Below are 23,045 nucleotides of genomic sequence, written 5' to 3' on the forward strand. Positions count from 1 at the left end.
CGCCATAATGCGAAGTTTCCGGAAAAATTCCAAATCAAAACAACAAAACCCCGCCCCGGCAGGAGATGGGACGGGGTTTGACATGAGAGACTCGTTTTCACCCGGTCCGTCGCAGGGCGATCTCGCCAAGCTCCGGTTCGCCTTGCTCGCCGATCTCCACGAACGTTTCCCGCCATTTAAAAATCACTTTCCGGCCGAGGCGGCAAAACTCGCCGGCCTGCGGAAAGAGGCGCAGAAACGTGAAGTAGCTTGTGGAAGCAAACGGAAGTTTCACCGTTGCCAGGGCCGGCTTGAACTCCTCATCCACCCAGAGACCGCCGGCTTGTTGGATCATCGTCCGGCCCTGGATCACCGTCACGTGCACGTGTCCGTTTGCCATGACGACGGCAGCCTCCTGCATCTCCCGAATCGCCTTGCTCATGAAAACCGCGTCGGCACCGGAAACAGCCGGCATCAGCATCTGATCAGAGGGTGCGGGGGCCGAAGGTTTTTCCCGGGAACGCAGCCTGCCCAACGGCACCGTCGGCGAAATGACCTGCTCCTCCTCCCGTACAAGGTAGGAGGTGTAGGGCGTGACCAGACCGAATTCTTTTGCCAGGCTGATCACTTCGTTTGTCAATTCCGCGCTTTCGCCGTTCAGCCGGATTTCCTCCAGCAGATCACCCACGCGCCGCGTGGCCCACAAACGCGCGACAAACTCGCGCTGCCGCTCACGCGGCGGAAAGTCGAATTCGTACTGCAGGGTTTGCCGTTGTTCGCCAACCCGGCCGCGCAACGTCAGACTGGCGTGGCCAGCCTCGTGATAACGGCCGGTCAGGATGATCTGGCCGCCTTTGAACAAATCCGGCAAATGGCGGGGTGACAGGAATCTCACATCGGCGCCGCGGAATTCGCAGGAGAGATTGCTCATCACCGGATAACGCACCTTCTCATAGAACCGTGCAACCCGTTCCTCGATGTTTTCCTGTGGTGTGATGTAATCGGCGAAGGCATGGTGGTCGTGGCTGAGGCCGTCGAGCAGCCTGGTATTGACATCGAAGCCGACACCGAAGGAAAAGAGACGCACGTCATTGCGATTGGCGTGCTGCAGGTTGCGGCGGATCTGGCCCTCGTCCTGCACGCCGGTGGAGGGCAGGCCGTCGGTGAGAAAGATGATCATGCCGCGGCCCGCATCTGACTCGCGCAGAAGCTGGTGGGCCGCCCGCAGGGCCGCATTGATGTCGGTGCCGCCTGTTGCCTCCAGACGGTCGAGGTGCCAGAGGGCATCATCGCGCGCACTGGCTTCGGCCAGCGCCGGTCGAAACAGCCTGACTTCGGAGCTGAAGGTTACCAGGCCGAAGCGATCGCGCTCGCCGAGCCGTTGCAGACAATAGCGCAGCGCGGCCTTCGCCTGGGCGATTTTCTCGCCGGCCATGCTGCCCGAGGTATCGAGCACGAAAACCAGGTCGCGTGCCAAAATCTGATCCTTCGCCAGCCTGATCTGGGGCGAGAGAAGCAACATGAAATATCCCGGCCGGTCACTCTCGGGACGATGGGTCAACAGGGTGGCCGCGATTTCATTGGGATCGAGCGAATAATAGAGCAGAAAATCGCGGGCATCCTGCGCCGCATGCACTTCACTCGTGACGGTTGCCCGGCGTTCGCTCTGCTGATGGATTACAATGCGATGCGAGGGTGAATAAATATTGCGCAAGGCCGTTTCGGCCTGCAATTCGAGCTGCAGCGTGCTCTGCCGGGCTTGCATATGTTCCGGCTGGCCGGTGTGTTCCAGCGGAATCCGCATGTCGGGGCGCGGCAGCGGCTCGGGCCGGGGACTGCCGGCACCGCGGTGTGTCAGATTGCCCTGCAGGGGGTATTGAAACGTGACGGTGTTGCCCTCCCGGTTGAGGGGGGCGTCGTAGCGCAGCGTGAGTTTGCGGGTGGCGCCGGCAGGTATTGGAAAAAGGCGCGCGCGAAAGCTGCGGTGGTTGACCATCTCCAACAGTGCCGGATCGAGCTGGCGGCGCACGATGTCTTCGTAAATGCGGAGGGCCTCCTCCGCGCCCAGCAGTTCGCCGGCCATTTCCCTGCCCTCGGCATCCATGCGGAAGCGCGAAATTTGTGCATTGGCGGGCAGTGGAAAGAGAAAGGTGCCCTCGACGGCGGTGGGACCGGGATTGTAAAACTCGTATGCGACGGTTACCACGGCAATTTGCTCATCGAGCTGTGCGGTGATCGCGTGGCGGCATAATTCCAGCCCGGCCGGTTGAAAATCCGGGCGGATAATGAGTCCCTGACTCCGCAGCGCACCGCACAGCAGCAGCAAGAGTGGAGGAGAAAGCAAGCGCAACTTCATGAGGCTCTCCTGTCAAGAGTAATTCGTAGAATAGCCGTTTGCCTCATTACTCCTGACAGACAGTTTTATTCCGGCGGGCAGGGAGATTTTTTGAACGGCGGGCGGCTGCCGGTCTCAGCGCAACAGGTCAAGCAAATAGCGGCCGTACTCGTTTTGGGCGAGCGGTTCAGCGAGGCGGCGCACCTGCGCTGCCGAGATATAGCCCATGCGATACGCGACTTCCTCGATGCAGGCAATTTTCAAACCCTGACGTTTTTCGACAGTGGCAACGAAGGTCGAGGCTTCGATCAGGGAGTCGTGCGTGCCGGTGTCCAGCCAGGCAAAGCCGCGGCCGAGCACCTCCACGCGCAATTCATTCATTTCCAGATAGGCGCGGTTGGCGTCGGTGATTTCCAATTCGCCGCGCGCCGAGGGCTTCAGGCTTCTCGCAATCTCAACGATGCGATTGTCATAGAAATAGAGGCCGGTCACCGCATAGTTGGATTTGGGCTTTGCCGGTTTCTCTTCGATGCTGATGGCGCGCCCGCTGGCATCGAAGGCGACGACGCCGTAGCGCTCCGGGTCACGCACGAAATATGCAAACACCGTGGCGCCCGTTTCCTGCTCGGCGGCGTGGCGCAGCATTTCGGCCAGACCATGGCCGTAAAAGATGTTGTCACCGAGCACCAGCGCCACACGATCTTTGCCGATGAAATCCGCGCCAATCAAAAACGCCTGGGCCAGACCCTCCGGTCGCGGCTGTTCGGCGTAGCTGAAGTGCAAACCAAGGTGCCGGCCGTCGCCGAGCAATTCGCGAAAGCGCGGCAAATCCCGCGGAGTGGAGATGATGAGAATCTCCCGGACCCCGGCCAGCATCAAGGTGGAGAGCGGATAATAAATCATCGGTTTGTCATAAACCGGGAGCAATTGTTTGCTGATCACGTGCGTGATGGGATAAAGACGGGTGCCGCTGCCCCCCGCAAGAATGATGCCTTTCATGTCAACTCCTTTGTTTTCGCAGGGCAGGCAAACAAAAGGGCACAGCCAACGCTGTGCCCTTTGCGAAGCGAGCCTGTAAGCCGAATTCTGTCTCCCGCAGGAGGACCACCATTTATCTGGGACTGTTGTCGCCAACAGCCTCGAGCATGCTACCCGCTTACTTGAGCGAGCCACTCTTCATGCGCTGCGGTTCTTGCGCGGTTCGCGCGCCCGCAGCACAAACGTAAGCCTATTTGCACTTGCACGGAGTACTGGTTACCCTTTTCACTCTTGCCCCGCCGGACGGGGCAGACCTGGTTTCTGTGGCCCTGTAGCGCCATCACTGGCGGGAGGTGTTACCTCCTACTCTGCTCTGCCGTGTTCGGACTTTCCTCATCCCGCCGGCACCGCAGCGCCGCGGGACGCGGTGGTCCGGCCCACTTCGCTAAACCGCCACTGCCTGCTCCTCTTCGAGCCAAACCAAAATGCGGCCGCAGTTTTCACAATAGTAAATTTCCCTGCTCTCACGAATTTCCATCATTCGCTGCGGCGGGATGCGCGTGCCACAACCGTCGCAGCTTCCGCGCGTCACCATCGCCACGGCCATGCCATCGCGGCTGCGCTGGATGCGTTCATACATGCGCAGGAGATTGGGCTTTACCTGGCGCGCCAAATCACTGCGTCGGCGGCTCAAATCCTCGACCTGGCCGCGGGTATTTTCCAGCAACACGGCCAGCTCCGCCTCCTGTTCCTGCGCCTGTTGTTGCAGATGGGCGACGGTTGCGTTGTGCCCGTCGATTTCCTCCTGCAACTTGCGCTCCTCCTCCAGCATGGTGAGAATGCGGGTTTCGCCCTGATCGATCTGCTGCTCGGCGGTTTCGATTTCCAGCGTGATGGCGTCGTATTCCTTGTTGGTTTTGACGGAGTAGAGCTGGGTTTCGTATTTCTTCTTGCGTTCCCTCGCCAGCGCCACCTCGCCCTCCAACGCCCGGCGGTTGCGTTCGAGCTGGCTGAACCGCTCCCGGGCCTCATCGCGCTTGCGGGTGGCGTGTGCGAGATTTTGTTTCAACTCGCTCAACCGCTGTGGCAGATCGCCCTTGGCCCTCTCCAAAGCGAGCAGTTGGCGGTCAACTTGTTGCAGGGCCAGGAGGGTTTGGAGAACATCAGCAATCATAATTTTTTCTCACCTCACGGGAGTCCGTTCCGGAATGCGTGCAGGCAAAGAAGCCGGGCTGCGCCTGTGGGATCCGGCCACTGCAAAAAAGAAATGCACCCGCCACGCAGGTGCATTCCAACTCGTTCGCCCGGCCGCACACACCGCCGCCCAGAGCAAGCCCCGAAGTTGTGCCCGAATGATTGCTGCACAACCTTGGCGCCGAAAGCTGTCCTCTTCGATGTGGCGACGGAGCATGTTCTTTTCGTGTACGTGCGTGACTGGTTGGTGATGAGCTTGAAATTTCACAGACGAAGGCTGAATATAGGGCGGGAGGTCAAGAGATGCAAGGCTTTTGTTGGGCCTGTGATGGCTGGAGCGCGTTCCCCTTCGCTCCTGCAGGGGCAAGCGGGACACGCCTGGTCGCCGGCCAGCTCACAATTCGATTCGCTCGCCCTCCCGGGCGACGGCCATCCCCGCCTCCTGGAGGGTGCGCGCCGCCTCGCTGTGCGCCTGCAGTGCCGGATTGGTGTGGTTGAGATGAATGAATTTGATCCTGGCCCTGTCCTGCCTGCGGAGGCTGTGCCAGCGCGCCAGGCTCTCAACAATGAATGGGTGCGGGATTTCAGCCAGGTCCCGTCCCGGGATTTCATGGACGGCATAAAACGTCCCGTCGAGATACGCCACGTCGGCGCGCGCCAGCTCATCCTCGATATCGCGCTCCCATTTTTCCCACTTGTCGATGTCAGGAATGAACAGCACCCTGCGCCGCGGACCGCTGATGCGAAATCCCACAGTCTCGGAGTATTCGTCGCGATGCGGGACCAGAATCGGTGTGATCTGCAGCCTGGAATTCAGGATAATCGTGCTGTCGTGCTGCAGAGGATGCAGCCGGATGTTTTGCAGCCGCACGAGCTGATCCCATGGCCCCTGTGTGCGCAGGAATGCACGCAGCCGCGGCATGGCATAAACCGGGATGGCGCGCGCGCCCATCCCCTCCCGGCCCAAATGCATCAGTCCGGTGTAATGGCCGATGTGGGCGTGGGTGAGAAAAATTCCGGCAAGTGTGGCAGGAGCCGGCGCCAGGGCAAGCAGGGTGTGCAGTTGTTCGGGGAAATCGGGCGTGGCTTCGATCAGCCAGCATGCGGCGGTTTGGGGATCAACCAGCCCCAGCGCGGTCACTTTGCGTCGCAAGGAAGCGTCATGCCAGGCCCGGCTGCAACACTCGCGATTGCAACCTGCCTGTGGCACGCCCGCGTCTTGAGCGATGCCGAGCACGACGAGAAAGGGCGCGGAATCGGTTTGGGAGGTGGCAGGCGAAAGCAGGGCGCCGGCCAGCAGCACGGCGAGTATGAAGCGCGGCGTTTTTCGGGCACGGCAGCGCGCCCCTGTCATGCCGGTTGAAATCACCGGTCGCAATGCCTCCCCTGCCGCCGTGATTTCTCCAGCAAAGCTTTCGGGATGATCGCCGGAGACAAACTTTTCCAGGTGAGGCCTGCAAGGATTCGGGATGGAGGCTTGCATGGAATGCCTGATATGGAAGTGATGCTCCAGGGAGCGTCGCGTTTCCAGTTTGGTCTCTGCGCGGCTGTTTCGCCGGCGCGGGTCACGCACGGAAAGGAGAAGCGACCTCCCGCAACGATTCGACAGCGGGAGGCCGCCGGAAAGCTCATTCTGTCTTGCCAAACGTGAAGTTCGTACTCTTGAGCACATGGCCCGTGGCGTCGCGAACTTCAACCTTCCAGGCGCCCGTGGCTTCGCTGCTCATGGTTTTGCTCGACCAGGTGCGCCAGCGGCCGGCACGGCCCTTGTGGAGTTTCACTTCGGCACGCAGGGAATCGCCCTGAAACCAGGCATGCGTCACCTCGCCAGCCGCACCATCCAGTTCGGTAAAGCAATAGAGCATGGGCGTGGTGGCGTCGAAGGCCGTGGCTTCACCCGAAGGTTCGCGTTCCACCACCGCGGTGCAAATCACCAGACGATTGACGCGGATGGAGTCGGCCTCCTGCGCCGCCGCCGGCGTATGCGGCAGCAGGACAAGGACCGGCAGTGTGAGAACAATGCGGAGTGGTTTCATCGGTTGGAGTCCTCCATGATGGATGTCCTCGAGTTGAAGAAATTATTTGGTGTCTGCACGAAAGCACAAACTTTTGATGCAGAGTTTCTGCAACGGCCTGGCTGTTGTCTCAAATCCCCCGGATTGTCACGCGCTTCACTGTTGCGGGCACCCCCGCTCAGCCGGAGTGAGAACGATTTCGGACAGACACAATGCCGGGCCGGCGGTGGATAAAAGACTTGCGAAAGGCGGACGGTCGCGCTAAATTCGCGGCATTTCGAATGTCAGGTGTTTGCCCGGGAGATGAGCCATGAATTTGACCCGCTACTTGTCAACCGATCTGATCAAGCTGGAAATGGAGCCGCCGCTGCCGTTGCCGGAGGATCCGGAGGCCAACCTCGAAAAATTCCGGCAGCAACAGAAGGAGAAAATCCTCGCCGAGCTGGTCGCTTTGCTCGAGCGCTCCGGCAGGGTGACCAACAAACGCAAGCTGCTCACCGATTTGATCAACCGTGAGCGCCGCGCCACCACCGCCCTCGGCCGCGGTCTGGCGGTGCCGCATGTCCGCACCAGCAACATCCGCGATCTCACCCTCGCCATCGCGCGTTCCAGTGAGGGCCTCGATTTCGATGCCGTTGACGGCCAGCCGACCCACATCTTCTTCGTCGTGGTTGCGCCCCCGCAGGAAGACGAGAACTTGTATCTGCGCATCTACAAGCATCTCGCCGAGATCAGCAAATATCACAATGCTGTCGAGCAGTTGCTGGCGGTGCAAGATCCGGGCGAGATGATCCGCCTGTTGCGACAATGGGAGTGAGCACTGCCGGCTCACCGGGCGGGTGGTCTGCTGTCAGGCTGCCTGCTGCCGCGTGCCGTCATCACTGCTTTTGCCCGCCACGCCCCGCGCCTCTCTGAACCGCCCGGCGGTGCCCACTGTGCCTACCCCACCACGATATTCACCAGCTTTTTCGGCACCACGATCACCTTTTTTACCGCCTTGCCGTCGACGAATTTTTTGATTTGCTCGCTGGCCAGCGCCGCCTGTTTCAGCCGTTCCTCATCAATCGCAACGGGCACGGTGAGCTGGCCGCGCAGTTTGCCATTCACCTGAATCACCACGGTGATCTCATCAACCGCAAGAGCGGCCTCGTCGTATTCCAGCCAGGGCAGGCGCTGCACGCACTCGCCCCGGTGGCCCAGCATCTCCTGCCAGACTTCTTCGGCAAGAAACGGGGCGATGGGTGACAACAGGCGCGTGAAGATTTCCAGGCCCTCCCGCCACAGGCCGGGCGAGACGCCCACCACTGTTTGCTCGCGCCGGCAGTCATGGAAGAAATTCAACAGCTCCATCAGTGCGGCAATGGCGGTGTTGAAGGCGAAGTTTTCCAGATCATGCGTCACCCGCTTGATGGTCGCATGCAGCATGCGGCGAAATTCACGTTCGCGTTCGTGCGCGGGTTCTGTAAATTGGGCGGTTGCCAGCTCGTGTGCCAGGGTCCAGAAGCGCTGCAGGAAACGACTGGCACCTTTGACGCCGGCTTCCTCCCATTTGGTTTCCGCCTCGAACGGCCCCATGAACAGAATGTAAACCCGCAGGGCATCGACGCCATGCGCCGCCGCCACTGCGTCCGGCGTGATGACATTGCCGCGCGATTTCGACATTTTCTGATTGTCGTAGGACAGCAGCATGCCCTGGTTGCGCAGCTTTTTGAAAGGCTCGACAAAGGGCACCAGGCCGCGATCATACAACACCTTGGTCCAGAAGCGGGAATAGAGCAAATGCATCACGGCATGTTCGGCACCGCCGACATACAAATCCACCGGCAGCCAGTAGCGCACCGCCTGGGGGTCAAAGGGCGCCTTGTCCTCGCGCGGGCTGGCAAAGCGCAGGAAATACCAGGACGAACAGGCAAACGTGCCCAGCGTGTCGGTTTCGCGTTTGCCGGGGGTGCCGTCCGGCAGCGTGATGTTGACAAAGCTCGGAATCCCCGCCAGGGGCGATTCGCCGGTTGCGGTCGGTTCATAGTTGGGGACATCGGGCAGCAACACCGGCAAGTCTGCCAACGCCACCGGCACTTCGCCATAGGCTTCGGTGTGCACGATCGGAATCGGTGTGCCCCAGTATCGCTGCCGGCTGATGAGCCAGTCACGCATCTTGTAAAGCACGCGGCGTGAGCCCTTGCCGGTCTGCTCCAGCCAGGCAATGACTTTGTTCACCGCCTGGTCAGTCGGGGTGCCGTCGAAGTGTGCCGAGTTGACCATGACGCCGTCATGCGGCCAGGCTTCGGTCATCTCTTCCGGGCGCAGCGTTTGCCCGGCGGGCTGAATGACGACGCGAATCGGCAAATTGTATTTGCGGGCAAACTCGAAGTCGCGTTGATCGTGCGCCGGCACCGCCATGATGGCGCCGGTGCCATACTCCATCAGGACATAATCCGCGATCCAAATCGGAATTTTCTCCTGATTGACGGGGTTGAGGGCGTAGCTGCCGGTGAACACGCCGGTTTTGTCGCGTGTTTCCGCTGTGCGGCTTTGCTCGCTCCTGCCTTTGGCGGCTGTGACATAGGCCTCGACTTGCGGCCGCTGCGCCGCGCTGGTCAGTTGCGCCACGAAGGGATGCTCGGGCGCCAGCACCATGAAGGTTGCCCCCCACAAAGTATCCGGCCGGGTGGTGAAAATGACGAGATCGCCGGCCGCGGTTTTGAAGGTGACCTCGGCGCCCTCGCTGCGGCCGATCCAGTTGCGCTGCATCGCTTTGATGCCCTCCGGCCAGTCAATGGTGTCGAGATCGGCGAGCAGGCGCTCGGCATAGGCGGTGATGCGGAAAAACCATTGCTGCAGAATCTTGCGCTCCACCAGCGCCCCGCTGCGCCAGCCGCGACCGTCGATGACTTCTTCATTGGCGAGCACGGTCTTTTCGACGGGATCCCAATTCACCGCGGAGGCGGCACGATAGGCCAGACGAAAATTGCTCAAGTAACGACACCGCTCCACGGCGGACATCGACCGCCATTCGGCACTGGTGAGGGCCGGCACGCCGGCCGGCAGGATTAATGCCTGCGTGCCATGGCGCTCCAATTCCTGCTCCAGCTCGGTGATCGGCCGTGCCTGATCGTGCCGCCGGTCATACCAGGAATGGTAGAGCAACAGGAAGATCCACTGCGTCCAGCGGTAGTATTCCGGCAAACTCGAGTTGATCTCCCGGCTCCAATCATAACTTGTCGCGATCAAGTTCATCTGGCGTTTGTAATTCGCGGAGTATTGTGCAATCAGCCTGGCGGGGTTGGTTTTGAGCTTGATCGCTGCATTTTCCGCCGGCAGACCGAAGGCATCCCATCCCATGGGATGCAGCACATTGAAGTTGCGCATGCGGTAGTAGCGCGAAATGACGTCGGTCGGCACATAGTTGCGGCAGTGGCCCACTGACAGGCCTTCACCGGAGGGATAGGGGAAAAAATCCAGAATATATTTTTTGGGTTTGGCGGGATCGTTGCCGGTTTGATACAAGCCCAACTTGTCCCAATAGGGCCGCCATTTCGCCTCCAGGGCTGCGAAGTCATAGCGGGCGGCCGGGGCGGCTTGCTCTGCTTGATGGCTCATGATCTTTCCTCAATGAAAAATCGCAAGACATGGGGTTGGCAAATGTTGACGGGAAAAGTAAGCAAAATTTCCAAATAATAAAAGTTCAACTTCTGCAACAAATGCCGCAGCAGCGCTCCAGACGGTGCCGCGGCAGGCTTGCGCCGGCGCACGGCACCGGTCATCTTCGCCGGATAAAACCCGGTCGCCCGCCTGCCTGCATGCACGGGTGGCACCGCTCGTCATCACAGCCGGCGAGGTTGGCGAGAATTCCCTTGCTTTTCTGGAAAATGTGCTGATCTTTGCTGTCAGACTTTGCCGGCTGGCCACACGCAGGAGAGTGCGCGGGGCACTGGCCTTTGTCCCCGGGGAGAATATCTAAAACTTTTGTCTCCATGCCGCAGTCCTCTTGTTGTGTTGCGGGGCACCGGTCTCGGCCTGGATGGGGGGAAGCCACCGGAATTCACTCTTTGCAATTGCCATTGTCCCCCGGGAGTGGGAAATGTCCAGAATTGCCCGTGATGCGGGTTTTGTCGTTTTGCTGCTGGCCGTGGCCGCGAGCCTGAGTTGGTTCTTCAGCAAGGTTCGCCAGGCCGGCGTGGAAAATTACCTGGCATTGCTCGGCGACAGTTTGTTTGCCATGATGCCGGAAAGCCGGGACAAGGAGCAATTGAAGCAAAAGTACGACCAGTTTCTGGCGGACGTGGCTGCGCGCAAAGTCCCGCCCGAGGAAGTGGAACTGGTCGCGGCCAACATTCTCAATCTGAGCAACACCAATCAGGGGCTGACAGCGGCACAGGCCGAGACGCTTTTGTTCCTGGCCAAGTTGCCGCAGGAAACCGGTCAGCGCACGCCCATCGTGTTGGCGCCGGTACTGCCTGCGTCACCCGGGGCGGCCATGATGGCCGGGGATTCCGCTGTGCCACCACCACCGCCGGCAACAGGGTTGGCGGAAAGCACACCGGAGAAATGGGAGGCCATGCACCAGCGGATCAAAATGATGTATGAATTCAACCACCGGTTCAAGGGCGAGCTTGCCGGACTCGCGCCCCATCCCGAGGCCATGCAACGCTTCATGCATTTCCGCATGGCGCCGGACATGAAGATCACTGTTGTCATCAATGATTCGCTCAAGAAGGCCCTGTTGCACCGCAAGCAACTGGCCATCGCCCGGGAATTGGAACGCCTGGAAAAAGAGAAACGCCTGGTGTGGCAGCAAAACTTCCGCGCCCAGTTGCAGCTCGACCGTGAACGGCTGCAGCAGGATATCCGGCGGTTGCAGGAGTTGCAACAGAAGGGAGGGCCGGAGTCACGCCGAGAACCTTCCGACTGGCACGGTTTGGAGAACTTGTCACGCAAGACCGGCCCGGACAGTGCCGCTTTTCAGGCGGAACTCAGGAAGGCGTTGGAGGAGGCCAAACGCGCCTTGCGCGAAGTCGACTCCCTACATGCCCGGATGGAGAAGAACTGAAGGCTGCCGCCGTGCCATTGGTTTTGCAATCATCCCCGTCTCCTGAGACGGCATGCGCTGGTCACGTTTCGCCTCTGGTGGGACGCATCTAACCCGCGTTTTTTTTCCAATCCCTCAAAATTTCACGTGCAGCATTGTATCCCGGTGCACCAGTCACCCCGCCACCCGGATGCGTGCCGGCACCGCAGAGATAGAGATTTTCAATCGGCGTGCGATACTGCCCGTACCCCGCCACCGGTCGCATGAACAGCAATTGATCCAGCCCCATTTGTCCGTGAAACTCACCGCCTTCGGTCAGGCCATATTCCCTCTCATAATCGTGCGGGGTCAACACCTGCCGATGTAAAATCAACTCCGGCAGGCCGGGCGCATACTCCGCCAGAGTCGCGACCAGGTGATCGCCCAGCCTGTCGCGTTCCTGCTCCCAATGCGATTCCCGCAGGTGGTAGGGTGCATATTGCATGGTAACGGCCATGATGTGCCGGCCGGCGGGCGCCAGGGTGGGATCGAGCAGCGTGGGGATGACGATATCGAGATATGGTTTCCGGGAGAACCGGCCGTACTTGGCATCATCGTATGCGCGTTCCAGATACTCCAGGCTCGGACAAATCACGATGTGTCCGTGCAGGCCATCTTCGTTGGCGGGCATGCCGGTGAAATGTGGCAGAGCGCGCAGGGCGAGATTCATCCTGGCGGTGCTGCCGCGCAGTCGGAGGTTGCGCACCCGCCGGACGAAGGTCGGGCCGAGCTGGGGCGCCCCCACGAGTTGGAGAAACGTGCGGCGCGGATCGGCGTTCGAAACCACCACGCGCGCGGCTATTTCCTCGCCGCCTGCCAGCACCACGCCGGTGGCCCGGTCTTCTGTAATTTTGATGAGTGTCACTTCGGCTGCCAGGCGGATTTGCGCGCCGTGTTGTTCCGCCGCCCTGGCAAGCGCAGCGGCCAGTTGGCCCATGCCGCCTTTGACCCGTGCGCAGGCTTTGAATCCGCCATTGACCGCGCCGAGCTGTTGGTACAACATCATGAAGGCGGTGCCGGCAGCATGCGGGCCCTGCATGCTGCCGGCCACACCCGCCGCGCCCAACACCGCTTTGAGCGCCTCACTCTCGAACCATTCGTCGAGAAACTCCGTCACCGGCAGGGGCAACACCCGCAGGAACTCCATCATGTCATGCCGGCCCAGTTGCCTGAGCCGGCGGCCGGAGCTGAGCCAGGGCAGCAGCTCTTCGAATTTCAAATCGGCGACATTCGGCGGGGTCAAAAGCATGACCCGCTGCAACACCTCCGTCAAGCGCCGCACCAGGCGCAGAAAGGCGGGAAAGCGTTCGGCATCTTTGACGGAATGCCGCGCAATTTCCGCCTGCGTCCTTTGTGCGTCACGCCAAAGCGTGAGCGAACCGCCATCCGGCTGCGGTGCAAACACCGCCACCGGGCTGGCAAGAAATTCCAGGCCGTGCCGCTGCAATTCGAGATCGGCGATGATTTCCGGCCGCAGCAGACCGGCCTCGCTGGCGGCGGTGTCGAAGCGATAACCGGGAAAAATTTCCTCGGTTGCGGCCGCGCCACCGAGGGTGTTGCGGCGTTCCAGCACCAGCACGCGTTTTCCTGCGCGCGCCAGGTAGGCCGCCGTCACCAGGCCGTTATGGCCGGCGCCAATGATGATGACATCGTAGGGAGGATGCAAAGGTCGGCCTCGCGAAGTATTACAGCATTTTGTGCTCGCACCGGTGGATGGCTGCCGGCTCGTTGTTGAAATGATGCGGACAACAACCGGGAGGCGACGGCGGCTCCCGGCGCGGTGATGCTTACCGCCAGGTCCGCAGAATCTCTTGTGCCGCCAGCCTGCCGGGCGCGCCGGTGATGCCGCCGCCGGGATGCGTGCCGGAGCCGCATTGAAAGTAGTTCCGGATCGGCGTGCGGTATTTTGCCCAGCCGGCCGCCGGCCGCAGGAAGAACAACTGCGACAGGCTCAATTCGCCCTGAAAAATGTTGCCCTGCGACAGCCCTGTGGTTTGTTCGATGTCCCAGGGCGTCATCACCTGACGGTGCAAAATGAGATTCTTGAGATTGGGCATGTACTCGGCGAGTGTCTCGACCACCGTGTCGCCGAGCGCCTCGCGCTGTTGTTCCCAGGTGCCCTCGCGCAGGTGATAGGGCGCGTATTGCACGAAACATGACATCACGTGTTTGCCGGGCGGCGCCATGTCGGGATCGATCAGCGAGGGAATGATCACATCAAGGTAAGGCCGGCGGGAAAAGCGGCCATACTTGGCGTCGTCATAGGCGCGCTCGAGGTAATCAATGCTGGGACTGATGGAGAGGGCGCCGCGCAGATGCGGCCCGCTGCCCGGCAGGCAGGCCAGCTCCGGCACCGCCGCCAGTGCCAGGTTTACCTTGGCCGAGGAGCCGCGCATGTTGAAGCGCTGAATCGCGGTGACCAGCTCCCCGGGCAGCAGGGAGGGCTCCAGCAGTTGCAGGAACGTGCGTTTCGGATCCAGGCTCGACACCACCACCTTTCCGTAAAACTCATCCCCATTTTCCAAAGCCACGCCCGTCGCTTCGCCGTTTTTCACCAGGACGCGGGCGACCGGCGCGTTGCAGCGAATTTCCGCTCCCAACGCGGTGGCGGCCCTGGCCAGCGCATTGGCAATGCCGCCGGTGCCGCCCCTGGCAAAGCCCCAGGCGCGAAAAGAGCCGTCGATTTCACCCATGTAATGATGCAGCAGCACGTAGGCGCTGCCGGGCGAACGCGGCCCGAGAAAGGTGCCGATGATGCCGCTCGCCGAAAGCGTTGCCTTCAGCGGCTCGCTTTCAAACCATTCCTCCACGAAATCCGCCGCGCTCATGGTCATCAGCTTGGTGAGGGTGTAGAGATGCTCTTCGCCCAAACCGAGCAAGTGTCTGCCCAGCGCGGCAAGACCGCGCAAGTCCCGCGGGTGCAGCGAAGTGGGATCGGGCGGCACGAGGCCCAGCAGGTATTTCACCGCCTTGGCCATGAAGTACATGCTGCGGCTGTACTCGTCATAAGCCTCGGCATCACGCGGGGAATGGCGGGCAATCTCACGCCGAGTGCGGTAGGGATCCCAATCACGATAAAGATAATTGCCGTCCGGCAGCGGGGTGAGGGTGCTGGGCAGCGGCAGAATGGTCAGGCCATGGCGCGGCAAGTCCAGCTCGCGAATGATCTCCGGCCGGAACAAACTGATCACATACGAGAAGACGGAATACTTGAAACCGGGGAAAATTTCCTCGGTTACCGTCGCGCCGCCAACCAGTGGCCGGCGCTCGAGCACCAGCACTCGTTTGCCGGCACGCGCCAGGTAGGCGGCATTCACCAGGCCATTGTGGCCGGCGCCGATGACAATGACATCGTAGGGTTTGGGCATGCCTCGACTCTTCGCACGTTAACAAGCCGCGCTCCTGATGCGGCAAATCCTGCCATGAAAGTACTTTTGTAAACCCTTCAGGGGCAGTTGTCCGTCACCCCGTTCAACATTTCGCTTTGAAAAAAATCACCCCTTGATGCAACCCAGCGGCCGGAGCTGCGCCACCTTTTTCGAGAGACCGGCGTAGTGGCAGGTATCCACCACGTCGGCCACGTCCTTGTAGGCTTCGGGAATTTCCTCATCGATCGTGCCGCGGCTGGCACCCAGCACATGAATGCCCTGCTCCGCCAGTTCCTTCGCGATGTTGCGGCCGTGCGCAGTTTTCTTGGCCTGATGGCGGCTCATGGCGCGGCCGGCACCATGACAGGTCGAGCCAAAAGTTTGCTCCATGGCACCCCGGGCGCCGACGAGAACATAAGAGTAGCGTCCCATGTCACCGGGGATGAGCACCGGCTGTCCAACTTCGCGGTAAGCCTCCGGAATCTGCGCATGCCCCGGCGCAAACGCGCGCGTCGCGCCTTTGCGATGCACACACACCTTCACCTGCCGGCCGGCAAAGACATGGTCTTCGAATTTCGCGATGTTGTGCGCCACTTCGTAAACCGTGCGCAGGCCGATGTATTTGGGCGCTTTGTTGATCGCCTTTGCGAACGCTTCGCGCGTCCAATGCGCAATCATCTGGCGGTTGGCAAAGGCAAAATTGATGGCGCAGCGCATGGCGCCGAGATAATCCCGCCCCTCCGGCGAGGTGATCGGGGCGCAACACAACTGCCGGTCCGGAAGCGTGATGCCGTACTTGTGCACCGCCTGGTTCATCACGCTGAGATAATCTTCACAGACCTGGTGGCCGAAACCGCGCGAGCCGCAATGAATGATCACCGTGATTTGATCCTGAAACAAGCCCAGCGCTTCCGCGGCTTTGGCATTGAAAATCTGCGCAACATAGCCGACTTCGAGAAAATGATTGCCGCTGCCCAGCGTGCCGAGTTGCGGCCGGCCGCGCTCACTCGCCTTCTTTGAAATTTTGTCGGGCAGCGCGCCGGGCATCAAACCGTTTTCTTCGATGAATTCGAGATCATCCGGTTCGCTGTAACCGTTTTTGATGGCCCAATGTGCGCCCTTGGTCATGATTTGTTCCAAATCTTTCTGCGAGAGCTTGACTTTGCCTTCGGAACCGACGCCGGTGGGCACGTGATGAAACAGGGCTTTGACCAGCTCTTGTATCTTCGGCTTGACTTCGTCGAGGGTGAGGCTGGAAGCCATCAAGCGGACGCCGCAATTGATATCATATCCAACTCCGCCAGGCGAAATCACACCGGAATCGATATCGAAAGCCGCCACGCCGCCGATGGGAAAGCCATAGCCCCAGTGAATATCGGGCATGGCGAGCGAATAGCCGACGATGCCGGGCAAATGCGCCACGTTCATGGCCTGCTGCGGGGCATTGTCGGCGAGAATGTGTTTCAGCATCTTCTCGGCGGCATAGATGCGCGCCGGCACCCGCATGTTGCCCTGGCGCGGAATCTCCCAAAGATAATCGGAAATTTTCTCGAGCTTGATCTCTGACATGATGACATCACCTGAGCCGGACTGGTTCGCGAAGATTCTCGCAAAGGAGACGTTTGCCGCGGGAATATAGCGAGAAAAGGGCGCGAGATCAAACGTGAAAATGCCGTGTCAACCGGCGGCTGGATGCAGTTGCAGAAAAGCGGCCATGACCGGCGGCGACGGCCGCGTGCTGGTCTGTTGCATGCCGGCGTTTGCGGCTGGCGGTATTATGTTGCGGTGCGAGATTCGCGACCGGCAGCAAGGCGGCAAGATGCGATTGCGCTCACCGGCAGGCTTCGGCCGGCATCCAGAATGGCGGGATCGAACCCGCGCTTCAAGCCGGCCGGCACTCTCGCCCTCTCCCGCAGCACGTGCCGAGTCTTCGCCCCGCTCCCACGTTACCACACATGCGGTATGCCTCTGGAAGAGAAGAAATGCCGCTCCTCAGCCCGCGGCGATGGAGTGGCCCCACCGAGCAGTATTCATGCTGACCAACGCCAGCCTGTCACTGCTGTCCAAAATCTGCCAGCGTGGTGTCGTCCGGAGAATAAAAAAAGCGGCCGGGCATGCGCCCGGCCGCTGATATGTTAAACCTTCCTGGAAACGATTTCTTCCTGGCGCGGCTGCTTTGCCCCTGCCTCATTAAGACCATCTTGCGGACGGCCTTGAAATCACCGGCTTGAATCCGGTAGAAGTAAGTTCCGGAGGGCAGGCCTTGCGTGTCGAAGGTGACAGAGTGCCGGCCGGCTTCGAAGGCACCGGAAGCGACCAGGGCGACTTCGCGGCCCAGGGCATCGAACACCTTGAGTGTCACGATCTCCGGCGACACCAGATCAAAGGAGATGGTAGTCGAGGGGTTGAAGGGATTCGGATAGTTCTGCGACAGCGCATACGACTGGATCACTTGCGGCACGTCATCATCGACATCGGTGATCGGCGGATCCGGGAAGGCCGGCATCTGGCCGCTCGGCAACGCCGCCATCAACAACAAGCCGGCGCCGCTGCGATTGGCCTGGCGATTCAGGAAGCCGGAGGCATACACTACCGCTGACTGGCCGCCATAGCGTGCGAGATTGGCGATGAACCGCACCAGCGGTGTGCCATTGTCCGGATCGGTCAGATCGAGCAAGTAGTTGGCTGCCGGCACGGAAAGATGGCCGGAAATGTCGCCGTACACCAGGTCATCCACGAGTTTGCCCACACCCACTGCCACGACGTCGACTCTGGGCGCATCGGTGGAGCCATGCACCACAACGAGATCGATGTTGCCGGGCGCAGAGCCGGTCTCACGGATGCCGTCATAGAGGAACAGGGTGAAGCCGGTGTCCCGGCCTTCGGGATTGGCCGCGAACTTCGTTGGATCCAGCACACCGCTGGCGATCGCAACGTAGGTCTCGCCCGGCTTCAACGTCACCGTGAACGTTTTGAGCGCTTCATTTACCGAGGTGCTGGTGCTGGGTGCCACTGCGATGCTGAGCGGCACGCCTGCCGGCGCATCGATGAAGGGCGTGGCGCGGCGGAAGCCGAAGTTGTCGAGTAGGAGACCGCCATTAAGATACACATCAACGCGCGCAGCCGCCGCGTCCGCGGAGTTGTGAATCACTTGCAGCCGCGCCGTGGTCAATTGCGGCAACTCCACCACGGTGCCGTTGGCCAGCACGGCAATCAGCCCGAAAGCTTTGCCGTTCTGATTGGCGGCAGGATTCAGGAACCCGGAAGCCAGCACTGTCAGCGAGGAGCCGGCGAGGCCGCTCAGATCCGCCTGGAAGGCAGCGACGGTGGTGCTGTTGTCGCCGCCCGGAGTGATATCGAGTGTGTATTTGCCGGCAGGCACAGAGAGATAACCGGTCAGGTCGCCGTACCTGGCATTGTCCACCAGCGTGGCAATGCCGCGCGCAATCACATCAACGGCCGGCGCGTCGGTGGCGCCGTGCACCGCGAAGAAATCGACATTGCCGGCAGCCGTTGCCTGCTCACGCGCCTCGGCAACGGAGGAACTCGTTGCGGGCGCGACCGCGATGCTGAGCGGCACGTCCGCCGGCACTTCGACGAAGGGGGTGGCGGTGCGGAAGGCAAAATCATTCAACAGCAGGCTGCCGTTCACATAGACATCGACTTTCTCAGCCGCGGGATCAGCCGCATTGTGAATCACCTGCTCAGACCCAGAAATGAATGGCTTGGAATGAGGGACGGACGGAGCGAGCATAAATGCAACCCAGGAGTTGTTCGCCCTGCAGCAACACACTACGCCCATCTCTGGCATTACCCTGCCACACGCCGCAATTTTTTACCTGAATTTTGCACCCATCTTGATCCCTCCGCGAGAAATGCCGATTTGATTGCGACGCCCAACCACCCAGGGGGTGGGGCATAAAAAATTTTGCCGGCCAACGTGCCGGCAACTCCGGTAGGAGTGAACTGTTTTTAGTGAGGCTGCTTCTTGCATTTCCCAAAACTCCGTGAGGAGCGACCTGTTCGATTCTCCTCGAAAAGACCGCGCCAGATCATGGGAAATTCGACAGGCCACTCCTGACGGAGTTTAAAGACACGCAAGCTTCCCATGTCTATAAACAGATCACTCCTGATGGAGTTTTGTGAACAAGGCATTTCTTCCGGTCAACAGCAAGCCGGCATGCAAAATTCAGGCACTACAAAAGTATTTTCGTGAACGCAAAGTCGCCAGGAAGCCCGGCCGCCAGGAACCCCGCAAGGTTTTTCATCGCGGCCTGGCGATTCCGCGTCTTTGCGTTTTCTGCAAAGATTTGTCCTGCACCTGAATTTTGCATCCGGATTGATCTCCTCCGCGAGAGACGCCGCTTTGATCGCGAGCGCCAACCACCCAAGGGGTGGGGCATAAAAAAATTCGCGGGCAAACGTTTGTCGCACGCGCGCAAGCGCAGCATGAAGAATTCTTTCGTCAAGATTGTCAGCAGGAGACGTGGTTGACAAAAAGGCAACCCTGCCGCAATGTTGCGCGAGATGCGCGAGTGCCCGGCGCAAACGCCCCGGCCCGGTTGGCCAGGCTTGGGCCGGTCACTGCCCAACGGCAATTTCTCTTCGCAAAGCGTCATGCCCAGCAGCGCATTGTCGGTTTGGAAAATGTTGACGTTGATGGCTGCTTTGCATACCCCGGGCGAGCCGCTGGTTGCGAAAACACAAACCGGTTTGCCCGCCAAAACGTGGGGAGGCCGGCGTCGCACCGGTCCGCCGTGCAGCCCTGCGTCTTCGCAATGGCCGCACTGTTTCACCTCATCTCGGCCGCGAATGCCGTTGCGTGGATCGAAATCCCCTCACAACGGCCCGCCCCGCCGGCCCGCAGCGCGCGCAGTGCCGTGAAAGACGGCCTGGCACCGGCTGCCGGACTGGCCCGCTCCGCCTGCGCACCACCCGTCTTGACATTACCGCTGATTTTCTTTATCCTCCGCTCGCGATGAATTTCACCAAGCCGAGTCTGATCGACGCCGATGATCTCATCAACCAGCTCGCCGTCAAAGCCGGTTCCTCGCTGTGGCTGGGACGCTGCCGCGAAAACGACATCCTGGCGGCCCTGGAGAAAAGCGGTTTCCTGCCGGACTTGCGCGCCCGCGGGCTGGCACCGGTGGTGCTGCAGATCGAACCGCTCGATCCCTTTCTGCAGGCTCTGAAGCTTTATCATCGCGAAGTGGCGCCGGAGCGCCTGCTGGCGGAATTCCGCGGCCGCGAAACCGTACTGGCGCCGCGCCGGCGGCTGGCGGATGGCCTGGGTGAGCCCCTGCCGCGCGTGCTCGCCATCGAGTGGCTGCTGCTGCAAAACCCCGAGGCGGATTTCACCCCCGAGCGGCCCATCCTGCCGGGGCAGCGCCATCCCGGCCTGGGCCAGGCACGCCGCGTGCTCAACATGCTGGTGCAGCTCGCCAAACGGCTGGAGCTGGAGGCGGTCACCAATTTCCCCGAGTATTATCACAACGCCTTTTTTTATCACCACGACTTTCATTTTTATGATCCGGTGCGCGAAGGCATGCTGCAGGCGCTGGCACGCGATTGCCAGGGGCACACCGTTGCGGAAATTTCCTGGGCCATTGATCTCGGCTGTGTGAACACCGCCGGTGGCGAAAAATTCCGCTGGGAATCGGATCTGCAAATCCTGCCGCTTTCGCCGCGCCTGGTGAAGTATTTCGAATCGCAGGCCTATCGCCGTCAGGTCGGGGAGGCCTGTGCGGCGTGGCATTTTGTGATGGACGAAAACCGGTGGCCAGCGGTTCGGCCGGCCGGCGCAGGGCCACCGCGTTCATCATCGGGCACGGCACCCGGTCATCATCACCGTTTCATCGGAGGAGAGGGTCACATGCCATATTCCACGATTTATGAGATGCTGCATCACCTCAGTGTGCAAAACGGCAGCAAACCGGCCTACCGCTTCAAGCGCGACGGCCGCTGGCAGGAGGTGAGCTGGCAGGAAAATGAGGCGCGCTGCCGGCAGATTGCCCGCAGCCTGATGGCACTCGGAGTGAAAGCGGGCGACAAGGTCAACATTCTCAGCCAGACCCGGCTGGAGTGGGTGCAGTGTGATTTCGGCATCGTCTCCTGCGGCGGGGTGACGGTGGGCATCTATCCCTCCAATCTCGCGCCCGATTGTGCCTACATCATCGACCACAGCGACGCGGAAGTCATTTTCGTGGAAAATGCCGACCAACTCGCCAAGATTTTGTCGGTGCGGGCGGAGCTGCCGCGGCTGCGCCATCTCATCGTCTTCGACGGTCCGGGCGATGCCGCGCAACAGGTGTGGAGTTGGGAGGAGTTTCTGGCGCGCGGCGAGGCGGTGAGCGAGACGGAACTGGAGCAACGCGCCGCCGCCATCCGGCCGGATGATCTCGCCTCGCTGGTCTACACCTCCGGCACCACCGGCGTGCCCAAGGGCGCCATGCTCACCCATCACAATCTCATCTTCACTTCCGACTCGGCCAGCCGCTGCCTGCCGTTGGAAGGCGAGATGGTCACGCTGTTGTTTCTGCCGCTGGCGCACGTCTTCGCGCGCCTGATCGTTTACTTCTGTCTGCAATCGGGCAAGACCATCGCCTTTGCCGAAAGCATCGAGAAGGTCGCGGAGAATTTGCAGGAGGTCAAACCGCATTTCATCGCCAGCGTGCCGCGCATTTATGAGAAAATTTACACCCGCGTGCTCGCCAATGTGCAGGCCGCCGGCGGCCTCAAGGCGAAATTGTTTTACTGGGCGCTCGGCGTCGGCACCCGGGTGAGCCAGTTGCAGCAACAGCGGCAGCCGATCCCCGCCGGCCTGGCCTGGCGTCACCGTCTGGCGAACAAGCTGGTGCTGCACAAGGTGCAGGCGGCCTTCGGGGGCCGGCTGCAGTGGGCGGTCTCCGGCGCGGCGCCGCTCAACAAGAGCATCGCCGAGTTCTTCCACGCCTGCGGCATCACCATCCTGGAGGGCATCGGCATGACCGAGAACACCTCCTTCACCAACGTCAACCGCATCGACAACAACAAATTCGGCACGGTCGGGCCGGTGGGCCCCGGCATCGAGATGAAACTGGCGGAGGACGGCGAAGTGCTGTATCGCGGCCCCAACGTCATGAAGGGCTACTACAAAAATCCCGCCGCCACCGCCGAAGCCATCGATGCGGAAGGCTGGCTGCACACCGGCGACATCGGCGAAATCGATGCCGACGGCTTCCTCAAAATCACCGACCGCAAGAAGGATTTGATCATCACCGCCGGCGGCAAAAACGTCGCGCCGCAGCGCATTGAGCGCATTCTGCGCACCTCGCGCTACATCAACCAGGCGGTGGCGGTGGGCGACCGGCAAAGGTTCATCACCGCCCTGGTCACCCTCAACCCGGAGTATGTCGAACCCTGGGCGCGCAGCCAGGGCATCGCCTTCAAGAGTATCGATGAGCTGGTCGATCACCCCAAAGTGCGGGCGTTGATCGAAGCCGAGGTGCAGGAGAAAAACAAGCAGCTTGCCTCGTTCGAGAGCGTCAAACGCGTGCGCATCGTGCCGCGCGACTTCACCATCGCCGGCGGCGAGCTGACCCCCACGCTCAAAATCAGACGCAAGGTGGTGACGGAGAAATATCAGAAGCTGCTGGAGGAGATGTATGCGGAGTAGTTTGCGATGGTTTGTCGCGGCGCCTCATGGCGCGCTGTGAGGTTTCTCCCCGCAGGTTGCGCGTGTTTCGCCATTTTCCAGCCGGTTGCCGGGTGGCGCGGTTTCGCCTGCCGGTGAAGCGCACCGGCGGACTTCACACCATGCACCCGGATGCCCGGCAGGCAGGTGGATGCGTGCCGCTGGCAGCTTCCCCGCCCCCGCGCGAAATGTTTCGTGATGCCACACGCGGGCCGCTTGCTCTTGAACGATGTCCGTCACCCCGGTCACGACAGTGATGGAGGAAGTATCCGGCGCCATGATTGCCGGCTTTGCTCCTGACGGCAGGCGGGCGGTACTCGAGGTTTTGAGTGCTGCTTTGCTGCCCGCTGAGGTGGCCGGCAGGATTCATTTCGTGATCGTTGTCGCGTTGTCCGCCGCGGCATACCGTAGTTGGTCTCCATTCCCCCTCTGGCGC

14 protein-coding genes and 1 other RNA gene are annotated in these 23,045 nt (G+C 60.9%); 3 read left to right on the forward strand and 12 right to left on the reverse strand.

The features are described 5' to 3' along the window. Positions 1 to 97: 97 nt before the first annotated feature. The 6 genes from ONB52_09055 to ONB52_09080 form a co-directional block, all read right to left on the reverse strand. A complete protein-coding gene (locus ONB52_09055) occupies positions 98 to 2,335 on the reverse strand; it encodes a VIT and VWA domain-containing protein (GenBank protein ID MDZ7416291.1) in 2,238 nt (745 codons plus the stop codon). Positions 2,336 to 2,449: 114 nt separating this feature from the next. Next, positions 2,450 to 3,313 carry a glucose-1-phosphate thymidylyltransferase RfbA gene (gene rfbA / locus ONB52_09060; GenBank protein ID MDZ7416292.1) on the reverse strand — a complete coding sequence of 288 codons (864 nt, stop codon included), beginning with the start codon at positions 3,311 to 3,313 and terminating at the stop codon, positions 2,450 to 2,452. A gap of 60 nt (positions 3,314 to 3,373) precedes the next feature. After that, positions 3,374 to 3,736, reverse strand: an RNA gene (gene rnpB, locus ONB52_09065) — RNase P RNA component class A. A gap of 1 nt (position 3,737) precedes the next feature. Then, on the reverse strand, positions 3,738 to 4,466 hold the full coding sequence (locus ONB52_09070) for a C4-type zinc ribbon domain-containing protein (protein ID MDZ7416293.1): 729 nt from the start codon (positions 4,464 to 4,466) through the stop codon (positions 3,738 to 3,740). Positions 4,467 to 4,880: 414 nt separating this feature from the next. Continuing rightward, positions 4,881 to 5,969: an MBL fold metallo-hydrolase gene (locus ONB52_09075; GenBank protein MDZ7416294.1), complete on the reverse strand. Its 1,089-nt coding sequence runs from the start codon at positions 5,967 to 5,969 to the stop codon at positions 4,881 to 4,883. 145 nt (positions 5,970 to 6,114) lie between these two features. Continuing rightward, positions 6,115 to 6,522, reverse strand: a complete 408-nt coding sequence (locus ONB52_09080) for a DUF2914 domain-containing protein (protein ID MDZ7416295.1) — start codon at positions 6,520 to 6,522, stop codon at positions 6,115 to 6,117. Positions 6,523 to 6,811: 289 nt separating this feature from the next. On the opposite strand from ONB52_09080, the gene ONB52_09085 reads away from it, so the two are divergent. Further along, positions 6,812 to 7,318 (forward strand): PTS sugar transporter subunit IIA, encoded by a 507-nt coding sequence (locus tag ONB52_09085; GenBank protein MDZ7416296.1) that lies wholly within the window; start codon positions 6,812 to 6,814, stop codon positions 7,316 to 7,318. Between the two features lie 122 nt (positions 7,319 to 7,440). On the opposite strand, the gene leuS is transcribed toward ONB52_09085, so the two are convergent. Beyond that, positions 7,441 to 10,101 carry a leucine--tRNA ligase gene (gene leuS / locus ONB52_09090; GenBank protein MDZ7416297.1) on the reverse strand — a complete coding sequence of 887 codons (2,661 nt, stop codon included), beginning with the start codon at positions 10,099 to 10,101 and terminating at the stop codon, positions 7,441 to 7,443. 481 nt (positions 10,102 to 10,582) lie between these two features. Here leuS and ONB52_09095 point away from each other — a divergent pair, with 481 nt between their 5' ends. After that, complete coding sequence (locus ONB52_09095; protein MDZ7416298.1) at positions 10,583 to 11,551, forward strand: hypothetical protein; 969 nt, start codon at positions 10,583 to 10,585, stop codon at positions 11,549 to 11,551. Positions 11,552 to 11,639: 88 nt separating this feature from the next. Here ONB52_09095 and ONB52_09100 read toward each other — a convergent pair whose 3' ends face one another. From ONB52_09100 to ONB52_09120, 5 genes are all read right to left on the reverse strand, one after another. After that, on the reverse strand, positions 11,640 to 13,235 hold the full coding sequence (locus ONB52_09100; GenBank protein ID MDZ7416299.1) for an NAD(P)/FAD-dependent oxidoreductase: 1,596 nt from the start codon (positions 13,233 to 13,235) through the stop codon (positions 11,640 to 11,642). 121 nt (positions 13,236 to 13,356) lie between these two features. Further along, on the reverse strand, positions 13,357 to 14,937 hold the full coding sequence (locus ONB52_09105; GenBank protein MDZ7416300.1) for an NAD(P)/FAD-dependent oxidoreductase: 1,581 nt from the start codon (positions 14,935 to 14,937) through the stop codon (positions 13,357 to 13,359). Between the two features lie 126 nt (positions 14,938 to 15,063). Then, positions 15,064 to 16,497, reverse strand: coding sequence for an RtcB family protein (locus ONB52_09110; protein MDZ7416301.1), 1,434 nt, complete (start codon positions 16,495 to 16,497; stop codon positions 15,064 to 15,066). Positions 16,498 to 16,990: 493 nt separating this feature from the next. Further along, positions 16,991 to 18,637, reverse strand: coding sequence for a DUF4397 domain-containing protein (locus ONB52_09115; GenBank protein MDZ7416302.1), 1,647 nt, complete (start codon positions 18,635 to 18,637; stop codon positions 16,991 to 16,993). Positions 18,638 to 19,133: 496 nt separating this feature from the next. Continuing rightward, positions 19,134 to 19,733, reverse strand: a complete 600-nt coding sequence (locus tag ONB52_09120) for a hypothetical protein (GenBank protein ID MDZ7416303.1) — start codon at positions 19,731 to 19,733, stop codon at positions 19,134 to 19,136. A gap of 1,100 nt (positions 19,734 to 20,833) precedes the next feature. On the opposite strand from ONB52_09120, the gene ONB52_09125 reads away from it, so the two are divergent. After that, on the forward strand, positions 20,834 to 22,591 hold the full coding sequence (locus ONB52_09125) for a long-chain fatty acid--CoA ligase (GenBank protein MDZ7416304.1): 1,758 nt from the start codon (positions 20,834 to 20,836) through the stop codon (positions 22,589 to 22,591). Positions 22,592 to 23,045: the final 454 nt, after the last annotated feature.

The sequence above is a fragment of the candidate division KSB1 bacterium genome (genome assembly GCA_034506255.1).
Lineage (GTDB): Bacteria > Zhuqueibacterota > Zhuqueibacteria > Zhuqueibacterales > Zhuqueibacteraceae > Coneutiohabitans > Coneutiohabitans thermophilus.